General features: G+C 73.2%; 17 protein-coding genes. All 17 read left to right on the top strand.

Annotated features, from left to right (window positions below; all coding sequences use genetic code 11):
- Nucleotides 1-47: 47 nt before the first annotated feature.
- The 17 genes from OG852_RS22855 (at nt 48) to OG852_RS22775 (ending at nt 17,866) form a co-directional block, all read left to right on the top strand.
- Nucleotides 48-926 carry an SRPBCC family protein gene (locus OG852_RS22855; RefSeq protein ID WP_330348821.1) on the top strand — a complete coding sequence of 293 codons (879 nt, stop codon included), beginning with the start codon at nt 48-50 and terminating at the stop codon, nt 924-926.
- 37 nt (nt 927-963) lie between these two features.
- Nucleotides 964-1,752 carry an aldose epimerase family protein gene (locus OG852_RS22850; protein WP_133910820.1) on the top strand — a complete coding sequence of 263 codons (789 nt, stop codon included), beginning with the start codon at nt 964-966 and terminating at the stop codon, nt 1,750-1,752.
- A gap of 10 nt (nt 1,753-1,762) precedes the next feature.
- A complete protein-coding gene (gene pyrE / locus OG852_RS22845; RefSeq protein ID WP_133910819.1) occupies nt 1,763-2,317 on the top strand; it encodes an orotate phosphoribosyltransferase in 555 nt (184 codons plus the stop codon).
- A 151-nt stretch (nt 2,318-2,468) separates the two neighbouring features.
- Nucleotides 2,469-3,491 carry a class II fructose-bisphosphate aldolase gene (fbaA, locus tag OG852_RS22840; RefSeq protein ID WP_330348820.1) on the top strand — a complete coding sequence of 341 codons (1,023 nt, stop codon included), beginning with the start codon at nt 2,469-2,471 and terminating at the stop codon, nt 3,489-3,491.
- A 59-nt stretch (nt 3,492-3,550) separates the two neighbouring features.
- Nucleotides 3,551-5,020 carry an MFS transporter gene (locus OG852_RS22835; protein ID WP_133910817.1) on the top strand — a complete coding sequence of 490 codons (1,470 nt, stop codon included), beginning with the start codon at nt 3,551-3,553 and terminating at the stop codon, nt 5,018-5,020.
- A gap of 14 nt (nt 5,021-5,034) precedes the next feature.
- Nucleotides 5,035-5,451 (top strand): DUF3151 domain-containing protein, encoded by a 417-nt coding sequence (locus OG852_RS22830; RefSeq protein WP_133910816.1) that lies wholly within the window; start codon nt 5,035-5,037, stop codon nt 5,449-5,451.
- A 146-nt stretch (nt 5,452-5,597) separates the two neighbouring features.
- Nucleotides 5,598-6,437, top strand: a complete 840-nt coding sequence (locus tag OG852_RS22825; protein ID WP_133910815.1) for a tryptophan 2,3-dioxygenase family protein — start codon at nt 5,598-5,600, stop codon at nt 6,435-6,437.
- The gene (gene kynU, locus OG852_RS22820) at nt 6,430-7,614 is read left to right on the top strand and encodes a kynureninase (protein ID WP_330348819.1); all 1,185 of its coding nucleotides are present in this window, start codon (nt 6,430-6,432) and stop codon (nt 7,612-7,614) included. The genes OG852_RS22825 and kynU overlap by 8 nt, the downstream gene beginning before the upstream one ends.
- Nucleotides 7,615-7,871: 257 nt before the next feature.
- Entirely contained in the window at nt 7,872-8,756 is an 885-nt protein-coding gene (locus OG852_RS22815; RefSeq protein ID WP_330348818.1) for an alpha/beta hydrolase, read from the top strand.
- 335 nt (nt 8,757-9,091) lie between these two features.
- A complete protein-coding gene (locus OG852_RS22810) occupies nt 9,092-10,060 on the top strand; it encodes an alpha/beta hydrolase (protein WP_133910812.1) in 969 nt (322 codons plus the stop codon).
- The gene (locus tag OG852_RS22805; RefSeq protein WP_133910811.1) at nt 10,053-11,258 is read left to right on the top strand and encodes an acyltransferase family protein; all 1,206 of its coding nucleotides are present in this window, start codon (nt 10,053-10,055) and stop codon (nt 11,256-11,258) included. The genes OG852_RS22810 and OG852_RS22805 overlap by 8 nt, the downstream gene beginning before the upstream one ends.
- A gap of 31 nt (nt 11,259-11,289) precedes the next feature.
- Nucleotides 11,290-12,741 carry a sensor histidine kinase gene (locus OG852_RS22800; RefSeq protein ID WP_330351482.1) on the top strand — a complete coding sequence of 484 codons (1,452 nt, stop codon included), beginning with the start codon at nt 11,290-11,292 and terminating at the stop codon, nt 12,739-12,741.
- Complete coding sequence (locus tag OG852_RS22795) at nt 12,738-13,415, top strand: response regulator transcription factor (RefSeq protein WP_330348816.1); 678 nt, start codon at nt 12,738-12,740, stop codon at nt 13,413-13,415. The genes OG852_RS22800 and OG852_RS22795 overlap by 4 nt, the downstream gene beginning before the upstream one ends.
- A 129-nt stretch (nt 13,416-13,544) precedes the next feature.
- Nucleotides 13,545-14,888 carry a sensor histidine kinase gene (locus tag OG852_RS22790; protein ID WP_133911267.1) on the top strand — a complete coding sequence of 448 codons (1,344 nt, stop codon included), beginning with the start codon at nt 13,545-13,547 and terminating at the stop codon, nt 14,886-14,888.
- Nucleotides 14,885-15,550, top strand: coding sequence for a response regulator (locus tag OG852_RS22785; RefSeq protein ID WP_133910809.1), 666 nt, complete (start codon nt 14,885-14,887; stop codon nt 15,548-15,550). Before OG852_RS22790 ends, OG852_RS22785 begins: the two co-directional genes overlap by 4 nt.
- 103 nt (nt 15,551-15,653) lie before the next feature.
- A complete protein-coding gene (locus OG852_RS22780) occupies nt 15,654-16,379 on the top strand; it encodes a response regulator transcription factor (protein ID WP_133910808.1) in 726 nt (241 codons plus the stop codon).
- A complete protein-coding gene (locus tag OG852_RS22775; protein ID WP_133910807.1) occupies nt 16,376-17,866 on the top strand; it encodes a sensor histidine kinase in 1,491 nt (496 codons plus the stop codon). Before OG852_RS22780 ends, OG852_RS22775 begins: the two co-directional genes overlap by 4 nt.
- Nucleotides 17,867-18,005: the final 139 nt, after the last annotated feature.

Here is an 18,005-nt window from a genome sequence, read left to right as displayed (position 1 = left end):
TGTTTCGCCGGGTGCGGTGCGGCGGGTGCTGGGTAGGCTCCGGCCCTATGGAGCAAGAGGTGTTCGTCCCCGTCCCCGCCGAGCGGCTCAGGGCGGCCCTCGCCGACCCCGCCCAGGTGGCCCGCGCGGTGCCCGGACTCCAGCAGGACGCCGGCACCGAACCCGTCGCCGGGCGGCTGAGGGTCCGGATCGGCGGCCACACCATCACCTACCGGGGGGCGGTACGGGTCCTGACGCGCGCGGACGGGGCGTACGCCGTGGAGGGCGACGCCACCGAGGCCCGCGGCGGCGGAACCGTGAAGCTCACGCTGCTGCTCCGCCTCCGGGAGACCGGCACCGGCACGACCCTCCACTTCTCGGGCACAGTCTCGGCGACCGGCCGGCTCACCGAGCTCCCCGCGGACCAGGTGACCTCGACGACGACCCGCCTCCTCAACCGCTTCGCGGAGAGCCTGGGGGCGGGGGCGGGGGCGGCCGAGGACGCCGTACGGGAGGCAAAGCCCGAGGGGACCGAGGAACTCGAGGACCCCGAGCAGACCGAAAGGCCCACCGGGTCCGCCGAACCTGCCGGACCCCCAGAGTCCGCCGAACCTGCCGGACCCCCAGAGTCCGCCGAACCCGCCGAGTCTGCCGACCCCGGTGAGCCCCTCGAAGCCGGTGACCCGCTCGAGCCCGGTGAGCCCCTCGAAGCCGGTGACCCCCTCGCCCCCGGTGAGCCGCCCGCTGAGGCTGCTCATGCCCGGCGGACGATGATCGGGCGGAGTGCGGAGGAGGTCGATCACGCGCCGCCGCGTGGGCGGTACGCGCCGGTTCCCGCGCCGCAGACGGTCGCGCCGAACAGCACCCTGCGCTGGGCGGCCCCCGCCGCCGCGCTGGTCGTGGCGTCGGCGATCGTCGTGGGGCGGGCGTTGCGCAGACGCCGGTGAGTCCCCCGCGGCGCGATCACCCCAGTAGGGTCGTCCCGTGAGTGACGAAGACATCACGCTGACCGCGGGCGACGCGGAGGCGACCGTGCAGCCCGGCAACGGCGGCCGGGTCGGTGGGCTGCGCGTCGGCGGGCTGGAGCTGCTGCGGCAGGGGGAGCGGTTCGGCTGCTTCCCGATGGTCCCCTGGTGCGGCCGGATCCGCGACGGCCGGTTCCTCGACGGCGCGACCGTCCGCCAGATGCCGCTGAACGCCCCGCCGCACGCCATCCACGGCACCGCCCGCGACGGCGCCTGGAAGGTCGCCCGGGTCACGGCGGACGAGGCCGTGCTGACGTACGACCTGGTGGAGCCCTGGCCGCACCCCGGCCGCATCACCCAGATCGTCCGGCTGACCGAGGACTCCCTCACGCTCAGCATGGGCGTGGAGACGCACGGCTCGTCCTTCCCGGCGCAGATCGGCTGGCACCCCTGGTTCAACCGCACGCTGGGCGGTCAGGACGTCCAGGTCGCCTTCGAGCCCGCCTGGCAGGAGGAGCGCGGCGAGGACCACCTGCCGACCGGCGACCGTGTCGAGCCGCGGCCCGGCCCCTGGGACGACTGCTTCGGGATGCCCGGGGGCGTGGACGTCACCCTCACCTGGCCGGGGCGGCTGGCCGTGCGGGTGACCAGCCCCGAGGAGTGGGTCGTCGTCTACGACGAGCAGGAGGCCGCCGTGTGCGTGGAGCCGCAGACCGGGCCGCCCAACGGGCTGAACACCCTCCCGCGCCTGGTCACCCCCCTGGAGCCGCTGGAGGCCACGACCACCTGGTCCTGGACCCGCCTCTAAGCTGTTCGGCATGACGGACGTGGATGTACGCGGCGCGCTGCTGCAGCAGATCAAGGACAAGGCCGTGGTGCACGGCAAGGTGACCCTGTCGTCGGGTCTGGAGGCGGACTACTACGTCGACCTCCGCCGTATCACCCTCGACGGCGAGGCCGCCCCCCTGGTCGGGCAGGTGCTGCTCGACCTCACCGCCGACCTGGAGTTCGACGCCGTCGGCGGGCTCACCATGGGCGCCGACCCGGTCGCCGCGAGCATGCTGCACGCGGCCGCCGCGCGGGGCCGCCGGCTGGACGCCTTCGTCGTACGGAAGGCGGCGAAGGCGCACGGGCTCCAGCGGCGTGTCGAGGGCCCCGAGATCAAGGGCCGCCGGGTCCTGGTCGTCGAGGACACCTCCACCACCGGCGGCTCGCCGCTGACCGCCGTGGAGGCCGTGCGCGAGGCGGGCGCCGAGGTCGTCGCCGTCGCGACGATCGTGGACCGGGCGACCGGCGCCGACGAGAAGATCCGTGAGGGCGCGGGCGTGCCCTATCTGTTCGCCTTCTCGAAGGACGAGCTGGGTCTGGACTGACCAGCGCGTGGACCAGGCATGGACCATCCGCGCATCTCTGGAAAGATGGGGACGACGATGACGTCGCACCCAAGGTCCAGGTCAGGGCCGTAAGTACTGCGCGTACGCGTGTACGCACATCGCCAACCCGCACATACCAAGGAGCGGACAGATGCCCATCGCAACCCCCGAGGTCTACAACGAGATGCTCGACCGGGCGAAGGCAGGCAAGTTCGCCTACCCGGCCATCAACGTCACCTCGACCCAGACCCTGCACGCGGCGCTGCGCGGCTTCGCCGAGGCGGAGAGCGACGGCATCGTCCAGATCTCCACGGGTGGCGCCGAGTTCCTGGGCGGCCAGTACAGCAAGGACATGGTGACGGGCTCCGTGGCCCTCGCCGAGTTCGCGCACATCGTCGCCGAGAAGTACCCGGTCACCGTCGCCCTGCACACCGACCACTGCCCGAAGGACAAGCTCGACGGGTACGTACGTCCGCTGCTCGCGGTCTCCGAGGAGCGTGTGAAGGCCGGCCGCAACCCGCTGTTCCAGTCGCACATGTGGGACGGCTCCGCCGAGACCCTCGCCGACAACCTCGCGATCGCGCAGGAGCTGCTGGCCCGCGCCGCCGCCGCGAAGATCATCCTCGAGGTGGAGATCACCCCGACCGGCGGCGAGGAGGACGGTGTCTCCCACGAGATCAACGACTCGCTGTACACCACGGTCGAGGACGCGATCCGCACCGTCGAGGCGCTCGGCCTGGGCGAGAAGGGCCGCTACCTGCTGGCCGCGTCCTTCGGCAACGTCCACGGCGTGTACAAGCCGGGCAACGTCGTCCTCCGTCCCGAGCTGCTGAAGGAGCTGAACGACGGCGTCGCCGCCAAGTTCGGCAAGCAGTCCCCGTTCGACTTCGTCTTCCACGGCGGCTCCGGCTCCACCGAGCAGGAGATCGCGACCGCGCTGGAGAACGGCGTCGTCAAGATGAACATCGACACGGACACCCAGTACGCCTTCACGCGTCCCGTGGCCGCCCACATGTTCAAGAACTACGACGGCGTCCTGAAGGTCGACGGCGAGGTCGGCGACAAGAAGACCTACGACCCGCGGACCTGGGGCAAGCTCGCCGAGGCCAGCATGGCCGCGCGGGTCGTCGAGGCCACCCAGAACCTGCGCTCGGCGGGCCAGAAGATCAAGTAACCCGGCGTACGCGGTCGAGCCCGGTGCCACGGCGCCGGGCTCGCTGTATACCTGGGGGCATGCCCGATGTCCGGTTGGCCTCCCCCCAGGGCAAGTGGATCGTGTTCACCACGGTCCTCGGATCCAGCATGGCCCTGCTGGACTCGACCGTCGTCAACGTGGCCCTGCCCCGCATCGGGGAGGACCTGGACGCCGATCTCGCCGCGCTCCAGTGGACCGTCAACGCGTACATGCTGACGCTGGCCGGTCTGATCCTGCTGGGCGGCTCCCTCGGGGACCGCTACGGGCGCCGGAAGGTGTTCGTGGTGGGCGTGGTGTGGTTCGCCACCGCCTCCCTGCTGTGCGGGCTCGCGCCGAACGCGGGCGTGCTGGTCGCGGCCCGTGCCCTGCAGGGGATCGGGGGCGCCCTGCTGACCCCCGGCTCGCTCGCCCTGATCCAGGCCTCCTTCCACCACGACGACCGGGGCCGGGCCGTCGGCCTGTGGTCCGGTTTCGGGGGCATCGGGGCGGCCGTGGGGCCCTTCGTCGGCGGCTGGCTGGTGGACGGGCCGGGCTGGCGCTGGGTGTTCCTGCTGAACGTGCCGCTGGCGGTGGTGTGCGTCCCGGTGGCGCTGCGGCACGTCCCCGAGTCCCGGGACACGCTCGCCCACGGACGGTTCGACGTCCTCGGGGCGGCCCTGGGCGCCCTCGCGCTGGGCCTGGTCACGTACGCGCTGATCGAGGCGGACGAGGGCTCGTTCCTCGTGGTCGCGGCGGCCGTCGCGGGGATCGCGGCCGGGGTGGCCTTCGTGGTGGTGGAGCGGCGCCGGCCCGATCCGATGATGCCGCCGGACATCTTCGCCTCCCGCCAGTTCACGGCCGTCAACCTGGTCACCCTGTGCGTGTACGCGGCCCTCGGCGGCTTCTTCTTCCTCTCCGTGGTCCAGCTCCAGGTGGTCGCCGGGTACTCCGCGCTCGGCGCCGGTACGGCCCTGCTGCCGACGACCGTGCTGATGCTGCTGCTCTCCTCGCGCTCCGGTGAGCTCGGGGAGCGGATCGGGCCGCGCATCCCGCTCACGGCGGGGCCGCTGCTGTGCGCGGCGGGGATGCTGCTGATGCTGCGGGTCGGCGAGGACGCCTCGTACGTCGCCGACGTCCTGCCCGCCGTCCTGGTGCTCGGGGTCGGCCTGGTCGCCCTGGTCGCGCCGCTGACCGCGACCGTCCTGGCCTCGGTGGACGTGGCCCGGGCCGGGCTGGCCAGCGGCATCAACAACGCGGCGGCCCGGGCGGCCGGGCTCATCGCGGTCGCCGCCCTGCCCCTGCTGACCGGCATGGGCCCGGAGTCCTACCGCTCGGCGGAGGCCTTCGAGGGGCCGTTCCGGCGCGCGATGCTGTGGTGCGCGGCCGTCCTGGTCGCGGGCTCGGCCCTCGCCTTCACCCTGGTCCGCCGGCCCCCGCCGGACTGCGACCATCCGGAATGCCGGACCCACTGCTGTGTGACGGCTCCGCCGCTGGAGGGGGAGAGGCGGGCACCCCGCGAGCTCGGGTGAGCGAGACTGGAGGCATGTCCCTTCACGAAAACCTCCTCGGGGGCCCGCCCCCGACCCATCTGCCCGACGACCCGGAGCCCCGCGACCTCCTCGCGAGCGGCACCGCGCCCGCCGACGTCGCCGCGAAGCACCCGACGTCCTCGCTGGCCTGGGCCCAGCTCGCCGACGACGCCTTCGAGCGGGGCAGTGTGGTGGAGTCGTACGCGTACGCCCGTACGGGCTACCACCGCGGTCTGGACGCCCTGCGGCGCAACGGCTGGAAGGGCCACGGCCCGGTCCCCTGGGAGCACGAGCCGAACCGCGGCTTCCTGCGCGCCCTGCACGCCCTCGCCCGCGCCGCGCAGTCGATCGGCGAGCAGGAGGAGTACCAGCGCTGCTCCCAGTTCCTGAAGGACTCCTCCCCGACGGCGGCCCAGACCCTGGGCCAGTAGTCACCTCCCGGTGCGTGGGCCCGTCCGTGATGCGGGCGGGCCTTGCGGGATCGGCGCCCGATGCGGAAGATGCGGGTGGGGACCGGGGCCCCCGTGTCGGCATCGGCAGGGGCGGACCGCTACCCGGAGTACAACAGGAGACAGCGATGTCCCACGAGGCTCAGGAATCGCAGGAGCCCGAGACCCCGCATCTCGACTTCGACGGCACCACGCCGTACGAGGACTACGTCAAGGCAGACGTTCTCACCCACCTCCAGCACACCCTCTCCGACGATCCCGGAGAGATGGTCTTCCTGGTCACGACCCAGGTCATGGAGCTGTGGTTCACCGTCATCGTCCACGAGTGGGAGACGGCGGCCCGCGCGCTGCGCGCGGACGACGTGCAGGTCGCGATCGACGCGCTGAAGCGTTCCGTACGGGAGCTGGACGCGCTCAACGCCTCCTGGCGGCCGCTCGGCCAGCTCACGCCCGCCCAGTTCAACTCCTACCGGGGCGCCCTCGGCGAGGGCTCCGGCTTCCAGTCGGCGATGTACCGGCGCATGGAGTTCCTGCTCGGCGAGAAGTCCGCGTCCATGCTGGTCCCGCACCGCGGCGCGCCCCGCGTCCACGCCGAGCTGGAGAAGGCGCTGCACGAGCCCAGCCTGTACGACGAGGTGCTGCGGCTGCTGGCCCGGCGCGGTCACCCGGTCCCGGACGCCGTCCTGACGCGTGACGTCTCGCAACGCTACGAGCCGTCCGCGGAGGTCGAGGCCGTGTGGACCGCCCTGTACGCCGGTGACGACGCCGACGAACTCGCCCGTCTCGGCGAGGCGTTGACGGACGTCGCCGAGCTGGTGTGGCGCTGGCGCAACGACCATCTGGTCGCGACCCGGCGTGCGATGGGCGCCAAGAGCGGCACCGGCGGCTCGGCCGGGGTGGCCTGGCTGGAGAAGCGCGCCCAGAAGAACGTCTTCCCCGAGCTGTGGACGGCGAGGTCGTATGTCTGACCTCGGCTTCAAGGCACGGGAGCTGGACTCCGGCGACCAACTGGCGGACAAGCGCGCCGAGTTCGTCCTCGACGAGGTGGTCTATCTCGACGGCAACTCGCTCGGCGCCCTGCCCGTCTCCGTCCCCGGACGTCTCGAGGACGTGGTCCGACGGCAGTGGGGCGAGCTGCGCATCCGCTCCTGGGACGAGAGCGGCTGGTGGACCGCGCCCGAGCGGATCGGCGACCGGATCGCCCCGCTGGTGGGCGCGGCGGCCGGACGGATCGTCGTGGGCGACTCGACCAGCGTCAACGTCTTCAAGGCGCTGGTGGGCGCGGTGCGGATCGCGGGGGAGGGGCGCGACGAGATCCTCGTCGACGCGACGACCTTCCCCACGGACGGCTACCTCGCCGAGTCGGCGGCCCGGATGACCGGCCGGACGCTGCGGCCGGTGACCCCGGCGCAGGTGCCGGACGCGCTGTCGGACCGTACGGCGGCCGTCCTGCTCAACCACGTCGACTACCGCACCGGCCGGCTGCACGACCTGCCCGTGCTCACCGCCGCCGTCCGGGACGCGGGCGCGGTCTCCGTCTGGGACCTGTGCCACAGCGCGGGCGCCCTGCCGGTCGGCCTCGACGAGCACGGCGTGGACCTCGCGGTCGGCTGCACCTACAAGTACCTGAACGGCGGACCCGGTTCACCGGCGTACCTCTATGTGCGCGGCGAACTCCAGGACCGCTTCGACTCCCCGCTGCCCGGCTGGAACTCGCACGCCGAGCCGTTCGGGATGCGCGCCGCCTACGAGCCGGCGACCGGTGCGCTTCGGGGCCGGGTCGGCACGCCCGACATCCTGTCCATGCTCGCCCTCGAAGCGGCCCTCGACGTCTGGGAGGGGGTCTCGATCGAGGCGGTCCGGGCCAAGTCCCTCGCCCTGACCGACTTCTTCCTGCAGTGCGTCGCGGCGTACGTCCCCGAGGGGCGCGTGGAGTCGCTGACTCCGGTGCGCCACGAGGAGCGGGGCAGCCAGGTGGCACTGCGCTGTCCGGACGCCGGCGCGGTCATGCGCAAGCTGATCGAGCGGGGGGTCGTCGGGGACTTCCGCCACCCTGACGTGCTGCGATTCGGGTTCACGCCGCTGTACGTCGGCTTCGCCGACGTGGAGCGGGCGGCCCGGGTCCTGGGGGAGATCCTGGGCTGACCGGCCTCGAACCCTGTTCCGACCACCGGTGAGCTGAGTGCTGCCGGTGGTCGGCTGCGTATGGCTGCGTATGAGGGTGTGGGCAGCTCGGGGAACGGGGGACCGGCGGATGCGGAACCGTTTACCCTCACCGAGCGTGACATCCGCGTGTCCGCGCACGTCACGGGCCTGATACCGTCCCCGCCAACGGCCGAAATTCTCACCTGGTCCGCCACCCCGCACCGTCCAAAACCGTTTCGTCGCTGAGAGGTTGGAGCATGCCGGACGACGTCGTCGCTGCCCGGGCCGTTGCCGAGGAGAAGTCGGCCTTCTCGCATCCGCCCGTCGACCCCGACGCCACCGCCGCGTACGGCGACCACCCCGACCAGGTGATCGACTTCTACGCCCCGAAGAGCGAGGTCGGTCCGGGCGGCTCCGCGCCCCTGGTCGTGGTGGTGCACGGGGGTGCGTGGCGGGCGCCGTACGACCGGCGGCACATCACGCCGTTCGCCGACTTCCTGGCGCGACGCGGCTTCGCCGTCGCCAACGTGGAGTACCGGCGGGGCGCGGACGGCGCGGCCGGTGCCGGTACGCCCCCGGTCGCGGGGCGCTGGCCCGACACGTTCGACGACATCGCCGCGGCCCTCGACGCGCTCCCCGCGCTCGTCCGGCGGTCGCTGCCGCAGGCCGACCCCCGCCGGACCGTGCTCACCGGCCATTCCGCGGGCGGCCACCTCGCGCTGTGGGCCGCCGCCCGGCACGTCCTGCCCGCCGACGCCGCCTGGCGCACCGCCGGGCCCGCCACGCTGCGGGGGGTCGTCGCCCTCGCCCCGATCGCTGACTTCACGGTCGCGGAGAAGCTGGACGTGTGCGGGGGCGCCTCGCGGCAACTCCTCGGCGGTGAGGAGCTGTTCGCTGAGCGGCAGCCGTACGCCGACCCCGCCCTGCTGCTGCCGACGGGCATCGCGACGACCCTGGTCCAGGGCCGTACGGACCTGGTCGTGCCGCAGGCGGTCGCCGACGCGTACGCGGACGCGGCGGCCAAGGCGGGGGAGGTGGTGGGGATGACCCTGCTGGAGGACGTCGGCCACTTCCCGCTGATCGATCCGCTGGCGGACGCGTGCGCGGTGGTGGCGGAGGAGATCGCGCAGCTCGCCTGGTGAGGCCACCGGCCGCCCTGAGGCGTACCCGTCGTACCCGTAGTACCTGAGAGCTACCCGGGAGGACAGCTCCTCAGCGGGACGCGAACGACGCGCGCCGATCCGTAACTTCCCGTCCTGGAAGGCCCGATGACGGGCCAACGGGCGCGGAGGGGCGGGCATCGGACATGCGCGGGAGGGTGGGGAAGGCCTGGGCGGCCGTGACCGACGGGGGCGGATTCCGTGGGCTTCGGCGGGCGGGAAGAGCGCTCCGGCGTGAACAGGGAGTCGCGGGACGGCGTGTTGGCGGAGTGGCGGGGCCGCGTGCTGAGGGGGACGCGGCTCGGCGTGACGGGGGAGTGGCCCGGGGGCGGCGTCGGCGGCGGTTGCGGCTGGTGCCGGCTGTGCTGGTCACCGCCGCCGTGGTCGTCCCGCTCACCGCCGCGGCCCGGCCCGCCGTCCCCGCCCCCGCTCCGGCGCACCTCGCCCCGCTGACGGCGGCGACGCTCGACGAGGCGTACGCCGCGAACCGGGCCAACGCCGCGCTCGCGTCCCGGATGGCCACGGCTCACGGCGACCACCACCGCGCGGCGGCCGACCGGGACATGGCCGCCCCCTCCCGCAGGCTTCTCGCCTTCGACGGCCGCGGCGAGGGGCGGGCCACGGAGGTGTTCGGGGATCTCGCCCACGCCGACCGGATCGCGGTCCTGGTACCGGGCTCCGACACCACCCTGGACACCTACGGCCGCTTCCGCGCGGGCGCGTCGGCCCTACAGCAGCGGCTCACCCAGGAGACCGGCGGGGGCAGCCGTACGGCGGTGGTGGCCTGGCTCGGCTACACCACCCCGGGCACGGTGAGCACCACGGTGCTGACCCCGACCCGCGCCGAGGAAGCGGCCCCGCGGCTCGGGGAGTTCCTGCGCGAGCTGAGCTCCGTCACCGGCCCGGCTGCCCACGTCTCGCTGCTGTGCCACTCGTACGGCTCGGTCGTGTGCGGCCGCGCCGCTGCCCGCCTGGGCGTGGACGACATCGTCCTGCTCGGCAGCCCCGGCACGGGCGCGGACACGGCGGCCGGTCTGCACACCCGCGCGCGGATCTGGGCGGCCCGGGGCGCCGACGACTGGGTGGCGAACGTCCCGCATGTCAGCGCCGACCTGTTCGGCACGACGGTCGGCTTCGGCACCGACCCGGTCTCCCCGGCCTTCGGCGCCCGTGTCTTCGCCGCCGGCGGGGGCGGCCACAGCGACTACTTCTCCCCGGGCTCGGCCTCCCTGGCCAACCTCGCCCGGATCGTGCTCGGCGAGACGACGGAGGTGACCCGTGACTGACATCCTCGCACCCTCGGGCATACGGCGTGCCGCGGCCCGTGTCCACGAGGCGACGCCCCCGCGGCGGGACCGTGCCGTGGACGCGCTGCGCGCCTTCGCGATCCTCGGTGTGGTCCTCGGCCACTGGCTGGTGACCGCCCTGGTCGCCGACGGCGGCACGCTGCGCGCGGCGAGCCCCCTCGGCACCATGCCCTGGCTGGCACCGGTGTCCTGGGTGTTCCAGACGCTCGCGGTGTTCTTCATGGTGGGCGGTCATGTGGCGACCCGTGGCCTCGCCTCGGCCCGTGCGCGGGGCACGACCTACGGGGCCTGGCTGCGGGCGCGTCTGGTCCGGCTGTTCCGGCCGGTGGCGGCCGTCCTCGCGGTGTGGGCGGTGGCCGCGGCGGGTCTGCTGCTGGGCGGCGCCTCGTTCGTCACCGTGCACACCGTGGTGAAGCTGGCGCTGTCCCCCCTGTGGTTCCTGCTGGTGTTCGCCGCGCTGACGGCCGCGACCCCGCTGCTGGCCCGGCTCAACCCGCTGTGGCCGCTCGCGGTCGTCCTCCATGTGGACCTGGTGTGCTTCGGCCTCGGCGGTCCCCCGTGGCTCGGCTGGGTGAACCTGGCGGCCGGCTGGCTGGTGCCGTACACCCTGGGCGCGGCCTGGACCCGGGGCGAACTGGAGCGTCCGCGCGCGGGCTGGACCCTGCTCGTCGGCGGTGCGGTGACGACCGCGGTCCTGGTGGGCCTCGCCGGCTACCCGGCGTCGATGGTGGGCGTGCCCGGCGCGGCGGTCTCCAACCTGAACCCGCCGACCCTGGCCGCCGTCACCTTCGGTCTCGCCCAGTGCGGGCTGGCCCTGCTGCTGCGGGACCGGCTGCGCGGCGCCATGGCGCGTCCGACGGCGTGGGCGGCGGTCGCGCTGGTGAACCTCTCGGCGATGACGGTGTTCCTGTGGCATCAGACGGCGATGATGGCGACCACCGCGACGGGCCTGGCGGCCGGCCGGCTGCCCGGTCTGCACACCCCGCCCGACGGTCTGGACTGGGTCGCTGCCCGGCTGCTGTGGCTGCCGGTGTTCGCCCTGGTCCTGGGGGTGTGCTGGGCGGCGTTCCACGGATTCGAGGCCGCCGGGGGACGACCAGGGCGCCGGCGGACGCGTGTGGTGCGGGTCGGAGGGCTGCCGCGGCCTTCGGCCCTGCGGGCGGCCCGCCGTGTCTAGGGTGGTGCGGACGAACGGGGTGGAGAGGTTGCTGACCAGGGTGCAGAAGTGGGTGGTCCGCGGTCTGCGGACGCTGCGCGACGACCTGTGGACGACCCGGGCCGACCCGCTTCCGCCGTCCGTCTGGCTGCGCTGGCTGCCCCACGGCCTGGTCTGGCTCGTCGCGTTCGGCACCACGGTCGCCAACTTCGACCAGATGATCGACCGCTACCAACTCGGCGTGCAGTACGGCACGGTGTGCGCGCTCCTGGAGGGAGCGGCGGTGGTGCTGGCGCTGTGGCGGCCGGTGCCCGCGTGGTGGCTGTCCCTGGTGGTCACGGTGGTGGCCGCGCTGGGCGCCCGGGGCGAGATGCTCGCCGACCTCCACTTCGACGCCCGGCAATGGCCGTTGGGCGCGCCCCGTCCGGCCCCCGCCCCCGACCTCCCCGGCTGGCCGTGGGGCCCGCCCGGTCTGGTCGCGCACTGTCTGGTGCTGCTGCTGCTCGCGCTCCGGGTGCCCACCAGAGCCGCCGTCGGGGCACTGACCCTGACGGCCCTGGCCACCTACCTCGTCCAGGGGGTGCTCGGCGGCGCGAGCTACACGCCGACCGGAGCGCTGGCGGTGACCCTGTTCGCCGCTGTCGTCCTCCTCGGCACCGCCCTGCGCGGCCGGCGCGTGGCCCGCACCCAGCTCGTCGAGCAGGCCGGCATCACCGCCGAGGAACGCGCCCGCCGCACCCTCCTCGAAGAACGCAACCGCATCGCGCGCGAGCTGCACGACGTGGTCGCCCATCACATGTCGGTGATCTCCATCCAGGCTCAGGTGGCCCCGCATCTGGTGGAGAACCCCTCCGAGGAGCTGAAGGAGAACCTCGCCGGCATCCGGAAGAACGCGCTGGAGGCCCTCACCGAACTGCGCCGGGTGCTCGGCGTGCTGCGCTCGGAGAACCCCGAGGACCCCTACGGCCTCGGCGCGGCCGGCACCGGCAGCGCCCCCGACACCCCGCAGCCCACCCTCGACCGCCTCGACGCCCTCCTGGAGAACACCCGGGCGGCCGGGCTGGTGGTCAGAGCCACCGTCGAGGGCGAGCCGCCCGCCTACTCGCCGGGCGTGCAGCTCTCGGCCTACCGGATAGTCCAGGAGGCACTGAGCAACGCCCTGCGGCACGCGCCGGGTTCCCATGTGCGGGTGCAGATCCTCCACCAGGCCCGGGGCCTGACCCTTGACGTCACCAACAGCCGCCCGAGCGGCCCCGTGCGGCCCTCGCCCGGCGCGGGGCACGGCCTGCTCGGCATGCGGGAGCGGGCGGCGATGCTCGGCGGCCACGTGGTGGCCCATCCGACGCTGCAGGGCGGCTTCTCGGTCCTGGCGTTCCTCCCCAGGGACGGCGTCGCGCCCCCGAGGCCGGAGCCCCGGATCTTCGAAGGCCTGGAAATCGTCTTCCCGGACGATCCGTCCCCGACAGGAGACGATCCGTCCCCCACAGGAGAAGAGACACCATGACCAGCGGCGGCACCATCCGCGTACTGATCGCCGACGACCAGCAGATGGTCCGGCAGGGCTTCACCGTGCTGCTCGACGCCCACCCCGGCATCGAGGTGGTCGGGCAGGCGGTGGACGGCCTGGACGCCATCGTCCAGGTCGCGGAACTCGACCCGGACGTCGTCCTGATGGACATCCGCATGCCCGACGTGGGCGGCATCGAGGCCACGCGTCGCATCACCCTCAAGCACCCCGCCATCAAGGTGCTGGTGCTCACCACCTTCGACCTCGACGAGTACGTGTACGACGCGCTGCGCGCCGGGGCGTCCGGCTTTCTGCTGAAGGACGCCTCGGCGGACCAGCTCGCGGAGGCGGTCCGGGTCGTGGCGGCGGGCGACGCGCTGCTCGCGCCCGGCATCACGCGCAAACTGATCGCCGAGTTCTCCCGGCTGGACGACACCCCGAGGTCTCCGCTGAAGGAGCGCGTCGGCGATCTCACCGAGCGGGAGACGGAGGTGCTCACCCTGATCGCGCAGGGGCTGTCCAACGCGGAGATCGCCCGTCATCTCGTGGTCGCCGAGCAGACCGTGAAGACCCATGTGGGCCGCATCCTGGTGAAGCTGGGCCTGCGGGACCTGACCCAGGCGGCGGTGTTCGCCTACGAGTCGGGTCTGGTGCGGCCGGCCGGGTACTGAGCACCGGGCCGGCATTCCTGGGCGGACTCAGGGGCGGACCCGTAGTACTTGAGACGGACCCGCCGGAACCCCTCTCCATGGTGACGACCCCGACCCCCCTTCCCGCCTACCGTTTTGAACGTGACCGAGATGACGCAGACGCACATGACACCGCAGGATCGCCCGTCCGGCGCTCATCAGCCGAAGAGCCCGGAGATCCGGGCCGCCCTGGACGCCCTGCGCGGACTGCGGCAGGACCTGATCGACGACGCCTTCGCCTATCGCCCGCTGCCGCCGAGGGAGCCCACCGGTGTTCTCACCCGCCGGCTGACGGGCCGTAAGCGGGAGTACGCGACCTGGTCGCGGCACGCGCTGGTGGGCGCGGCCGCCATGGTGGCGTTCCTCGCGGCGTCGCTGCCGGGCGGGAACGGCTCGGCGGATCTGCTCATGGGCCTGCTCGCCGCGGTCCCGGTGCTGCTGACGCTGGTCCGGCCGGCCGCCGCGTTCTGGGCGTCGCTCGCGTCGACCACGGCGGTCGCCGTGCTCGGTTCGTCGTTCGGCAACTGGCCCTGGCTGCCGCCGAGTTTCATCTCGCACCTGGTGGTGCTGACGGTCGTCGCGATCCGCACCCGCCCGCGTACCGCGGCCTGGATGTGGTTGCTCACCGCCGCCTACGGCTTCCTCTCCGAGACCGTCTTCAGCTGGAGCCACGACATCACGAACGTCGCGCCCATGCTGGTCTTCTCCGCGATCGTCCTCCTCGCGGTCACCGTCTGGCACATACGCCGGCAGGCCGAGCAGGAGGTGACGGCCCAGCAGACCGTGACCGCGCACGAGCGCTCGCGGCGCACCCTCCTGGAGGAGCGCACCACGATCGCCCGCGAGCTGCACGACGTGGTCGCCCACCACATGTCGGTGGTCGCCATCCAGGCGGAGGCGGCCCCCTACCGGGTGGAGAACCCGCCGGAGGAGCTGGAGAAGGCCTTCGCGACGATCCGGGAGAACGCGGTGGCGGCCCTCACCGAACTGCGCCGGGTCCTCGGCGTGGTCCGCGCCGAGGACTACGAGGCACCGGACGCCCCCCAGCCCACCCTCGCCGACCTGGAGGCGCTCCTCGCCAATGTGCGCGAGACCGGCCTGGACGTCGAGAAGGTGATCACGGGCGCGGCCCGCGAACTCCCGCAGGGCGTGGAACTGTCGGCGTACCGGATCGTCCAGGAGGCGCTGAGCAACACCCTGCGGCACGCCCCCGGGGCGGGCGCCCGCGTGGAGATCGGGTATGTGCTCGGCGGCCTGGGACTGCGCATAGTCAACGACCCGCCGCCGAACCCCGCCCTGATCAAGCCCTCGCCCGGCGCCGGGCACGGCATCACGGGGATGCGCGAGCGGGTGACCATGCTGAACGGCGAGATGACGGCGGAGCCCACGCCGGCAGGGGGCTACGAGGTGACGGTGTTCCTGCCCGTACCGGCCGCGAGCGAGAGTGGAGCATGACGATCCGTGTGCTGATAGCCGACGACCAGATGATGGTGCGCGAGGGCTTCTCGGTCCTGCTGAACGCGATGCCGGACATCGAGGTCGTGGGCGAGGCGGTCAACGGCCGTCAGGCGGTGGACCGGGTCCGTGAGCTGTCCCCCGACGTCGTCCTGATGGACATCCGGATGCCCGAGCTGAACGGCATCGAGGCGACCCGGGAGATCGTGGCGGCGGACGGTACGGCGAAGGTCCTGGTACTGACCACCTTCGACCTCGACGAGTACGTGTACCAGGCGCTGCGGGCGGGAGCCTCCGGCTTCCTCCTCAAGGACGCCTCGGCCCGCCAGCTCGCGGACGGGGTCCGGGTGGTGGCGGCCGGGGAGGCCCTGCTCGCCCCGTCCGTCACCCGGCGCCTGATCACCGAGTTCTCCAAGCTCTCGAACACCCCCGTCCTGCCCCGCGCCGCCCAGGCCGCCTACGGCGACCTCACCGACCGGGAGACGGAGGTCCTGGTCCTGATCGCACAGGGCCTGTCGAACGTCGAGATAGCCGGCCGGCTGGTGGTCGCGGAGTCCACGATCAAGACCCATGTGAGCAGGATCCTGGTCAAACTGGGGCTGCGGGACCGGACCCAGGCGGCGGTGTTCGCGTACGAGGCGAGACTGGTGACGCCGGGCTGAGGCCGGGCGGGGCGGAGGCGGGGGCCGGGTGGTCGTCCCCGGGGGACGCACGGGTTCGCTCGTTACGATGGCCCCGGTCGACCGGCCGAGAGAAGGGCACCGCATGTCCGGCGCTTCCGAGACGCGTGGCGGCACCGTGCGCGTACTGATCGTCGACGACGAGCCCGAGCTCACGGAGCTGCTGTCCGCGGCCGTGACGGAGGCGGGCTGGCGTCCCTTCGCGGCGGGCGACGGACGCGGCGCGCTGCGGCTGGCCCGCGACTGCTCCCCGCATGTGGTGATCCTCGACGGCATGCTGCCGGACCTGGACGGCATCCAGGTGCTGCGTCGGCTGCGCGGCGAGAACGCGCGACTGCCCGTGCTGATGCTCACCGCCCGTGACGCGCTGGAGCACCGGCTGGACGGGCTGTCGTCCGGGGCGGACGACTACATCACCAAGCCGTTCTCGCTGGAGGAGGTCATGCTGCGGCTGCGCGGGCTGATGCGCCGGGCCGGGCTGCCCGACGAGGCGGCCGACGGGTCGGTGCGCACGCTGGGGGACCTCGTGCTGGCCGAGCGGACGCGTGAGGTGCAGCGCGGGGGGACACCGATCGCGCTGACGACGAAGGAGTTCGACCTGCTGCGGTTCCTGATGAGCCATCCGCATCAGGTGCTGAGCAAGGCGCAGATCCTCGACCATGTGTGGAACGCCTCGTTCGACGGCGAGGGGAACCTGGTCGAGGTCTACATCCACGGACTGCGGGCGAAGATCGACAAGGGGCGGGCCCCGATGATCCGCACGGTCCGCGGAGTGGGGTACGCGATCCGGGCCGCGGACGACCGGACATGAGGCTCCCCAGGCGCGGGGCGGACACCGGCGCCCGTCCGGGGTGGCGCTCGCTGCGGGTGCGGCTGGTGCTGTTCGTGTCGGTGACCCTGGCGGTGGTGTGCGCGGCGATGGCGCTCACCACGGTCTACGTGCAGCGCGTCCATCTGCTCCAGGAGCTTGACCAGCGGGTCACGGACGCGGCGGAGCGCAGTCAGGGCGGGCTGCAGCGCCGGCCGGGCGGGGCGACGGACCTGGGGTTCCTCAACGAACGCGGGCAGCCGACCGGCACCGTGGCGGCGCGGTTCGCGGACGGCGAGGTCATCGCCGCCGAGGTGGTGACCGAGGACGGCCGGCAGGACGTGCTCGGCGCCGGCCAGCGGGCCGCGCTGAAGGGGATCAGCCCGGACGGTTCGCTGCACACCCGCACGATCCCGGGCCTGGGCACCTACCGGCTGACCGCGATCGGCGGCGACGGCGTCCCCGTACTGGCCGGGCTCCCGATGGACGACATCCAGCGGGTGATCGACCGGCTGGTGGTGCTGGAGACGGTGATCGCGGGCGTGGGCATGGCCGTCGCCGCCTGTATCTGCGCGGTGGTCATCCGGCGCCAGCTCCGTCCGCTCGGCCGGGTCGCGGCCACCGCCGCCGAGGTGGCCCGGGTGCCGCTGAACCGCGGCGAGGTCGCGTGCCTCGCCCGGGTCGGCGCGGCGGACACCGACCCCGGTACCGAGGCCGGGCAGGTCGGTGCCGTGCTCAACCGGCTGATCGACCACGTCGAGGCCTCGCTGGCCGAACGTCAGCGCACCGAGCAGCGCATGCGCCGTTTCCTCACCGACGCCAGCCATGAACTGCGCACCCCCCTCGCCTCGATCGCCGGCTACGCCGAGTTCATGAACGGCGGCAGCACGACCATCGAGCCGGAGCTGGCCTGGCACCGGGTCTCCGCCCAGTCGGCGCGGATGACCGACCTCGTCGAGGACTTGCTGCTGCTCGCCCGGCTCGACGAGGGACGGCCGCTCAGGCGGGCCGAGGTGAACATCGCGACGCTGGTGGCCGAGGCCGTGTGGGACGCGCAGGCCGCGGGCGGCACCCACGAGTGGCGGCTCGCGCTGCGCCTGGACACCCCGGTGACGGTCGTCGCCGACCCGTCCCGGCTGCATCAGGTCGTCGCCAACCTGCTGGCCAACGCCCGGGTGCACACCCCGGCCGGCACGAGGGTCACGGTGATCGTGGAGACGGCGGAGGCGGGGCCGGATGGGCCGCACTGTGTCGTCCGGGTCCGGGACAACGGCCCCGGCATCCCGCCCGAGCTTCTTCCCACCGTCTTCGAGCGCTTCACCCGCGCCGACGCCTCCCGCTCACGGGCGGCCGCAGAGGCGGGCGGTTCGGGGCTCGGGCTGGCCATCGCCGCCGCCATCACACAGGCGCACGGCGGCCGTGTCGAGGTGACGAGTGAACCGGGCCGCACGGAGTTCTCGGTGACCCTCCCGCTCGGCGGAGGAGTCTAAGGACTCTCACAGAACCCCAGGTCGGGGCCTGTTCAGCCGCCTCCCGCCGGTCCCTTTCGACGGGCTTGTCCCCGATGCTTAAGGCCTGCCTAAGTTGGCTGCTCCAGAGTCTTCGGCAGGCGGCCGGTCCAGTGGGGAC

Origin of the sequence: Streptomyces sp. NBC_00582 (assembly GCF_036345155.1) — a bacterium.
Lineage (GTDB): Bacteria > Actinomycetota > Actinomycetes > Streptomycetales > Streptomycetaceae > Streptomyces.
This window is presented reverse-complemented; position numbering and strand designations above follow the sequence as displayed.

Excerpts from the sequence above, each read along its gene's own strand:
- OG852_RS22775 (WP_133910807.1), top strand. The coding sequence starts at position 16,376 with ATGAGGCTCCCCAGGCGCGGGGCGGACACCGGCGCCCGTCCGGGGTGG.
- OG852_RS22815 (WP_330348818.1), top strand. The coding sequence starts at position 7,872 with ATGCCGGACGACGTCGTCGCTGCCCGGGCCGTTGCCGAGGAGAAGTCG.
- OG852_RS22830 (WP_133910816.1), top strand. The coding sequence starts at position 5,035 with ATGTCCCTTCACGAAAACCTCCTCGGGGGCCCGCCCCCGACCCATCTG.
- OG852_RS22790 (WP_133911267.1), top strand. The coding sequence starts at position 13,545 with ATGACGCAGACGCACATGACACCGCAGGATCGCCCGTCCGGCGCTCAT.
- OG852_RS22785 (WP_133910809.1), top strand. The coding sequence starts at position 14,885 with ATGACGATCCGTGTGCTGATAGCCGACGACCAGATGATGGTGCGCGAG.
- OG852_RS22825 (WP_133910815.1), top strand. The coding sequence starts at position 5,598 with ATGTCCCACGAGGCTCAGGAATCGCAGGAGCCCGAGACCCCGCATCTC.
- pyrE (WP_133910819.1), top strand. The coding sequence starts at position 1,763 with ATGACGGACGTGGATGTACGCGGCGCGCTGCTGCAGCAGATCAAGGAC.
- OG852_RS22795 (WP_330348816.1), top strand. The coding sequence starts at position 12,738 with ATGACCAGCGGCGGCACCATCCGCGTACTGATCGCCGACGACCAGCAG.
- OG852_RS22780 (WP_133910808.1), top strand. The coding sequence starts at position 15,654 with ATGTCCGGCGCTTCCGAGACGCGTGGCGGCACCGTGCGCGTACTGATC.
- fbaA (WP_330348820.1), top strand. The coding sequence starts at position 2,469 with ATGCCCATCGCAACCCCCGAGGTCTACAACGAGATGCTCGACCGGGCG.
- kynU (WP_330348819.1), top strand. The coding sequence starts at position 6,430 with ATGTCTGACCTCGGCTTCAAGGCACGGGAGCTGGACTCCGGCGACCAA.
- OG852_RS22835 (WP_133910817.1), top strand. The coding sequence starts at position 3,551 with ATGCCCGATGTCCGGTTGGCCTCCCCCCAGGGCAAGTGGATCGTGTTC.
- OG852_RS22855 (WP_330348821.1), top strand. The coding sequence starts at position 48 with ATGGAGCAAGAGGTGTTCGTCCCCGTCCCCGCCGAGCGGCTCAGGGCG.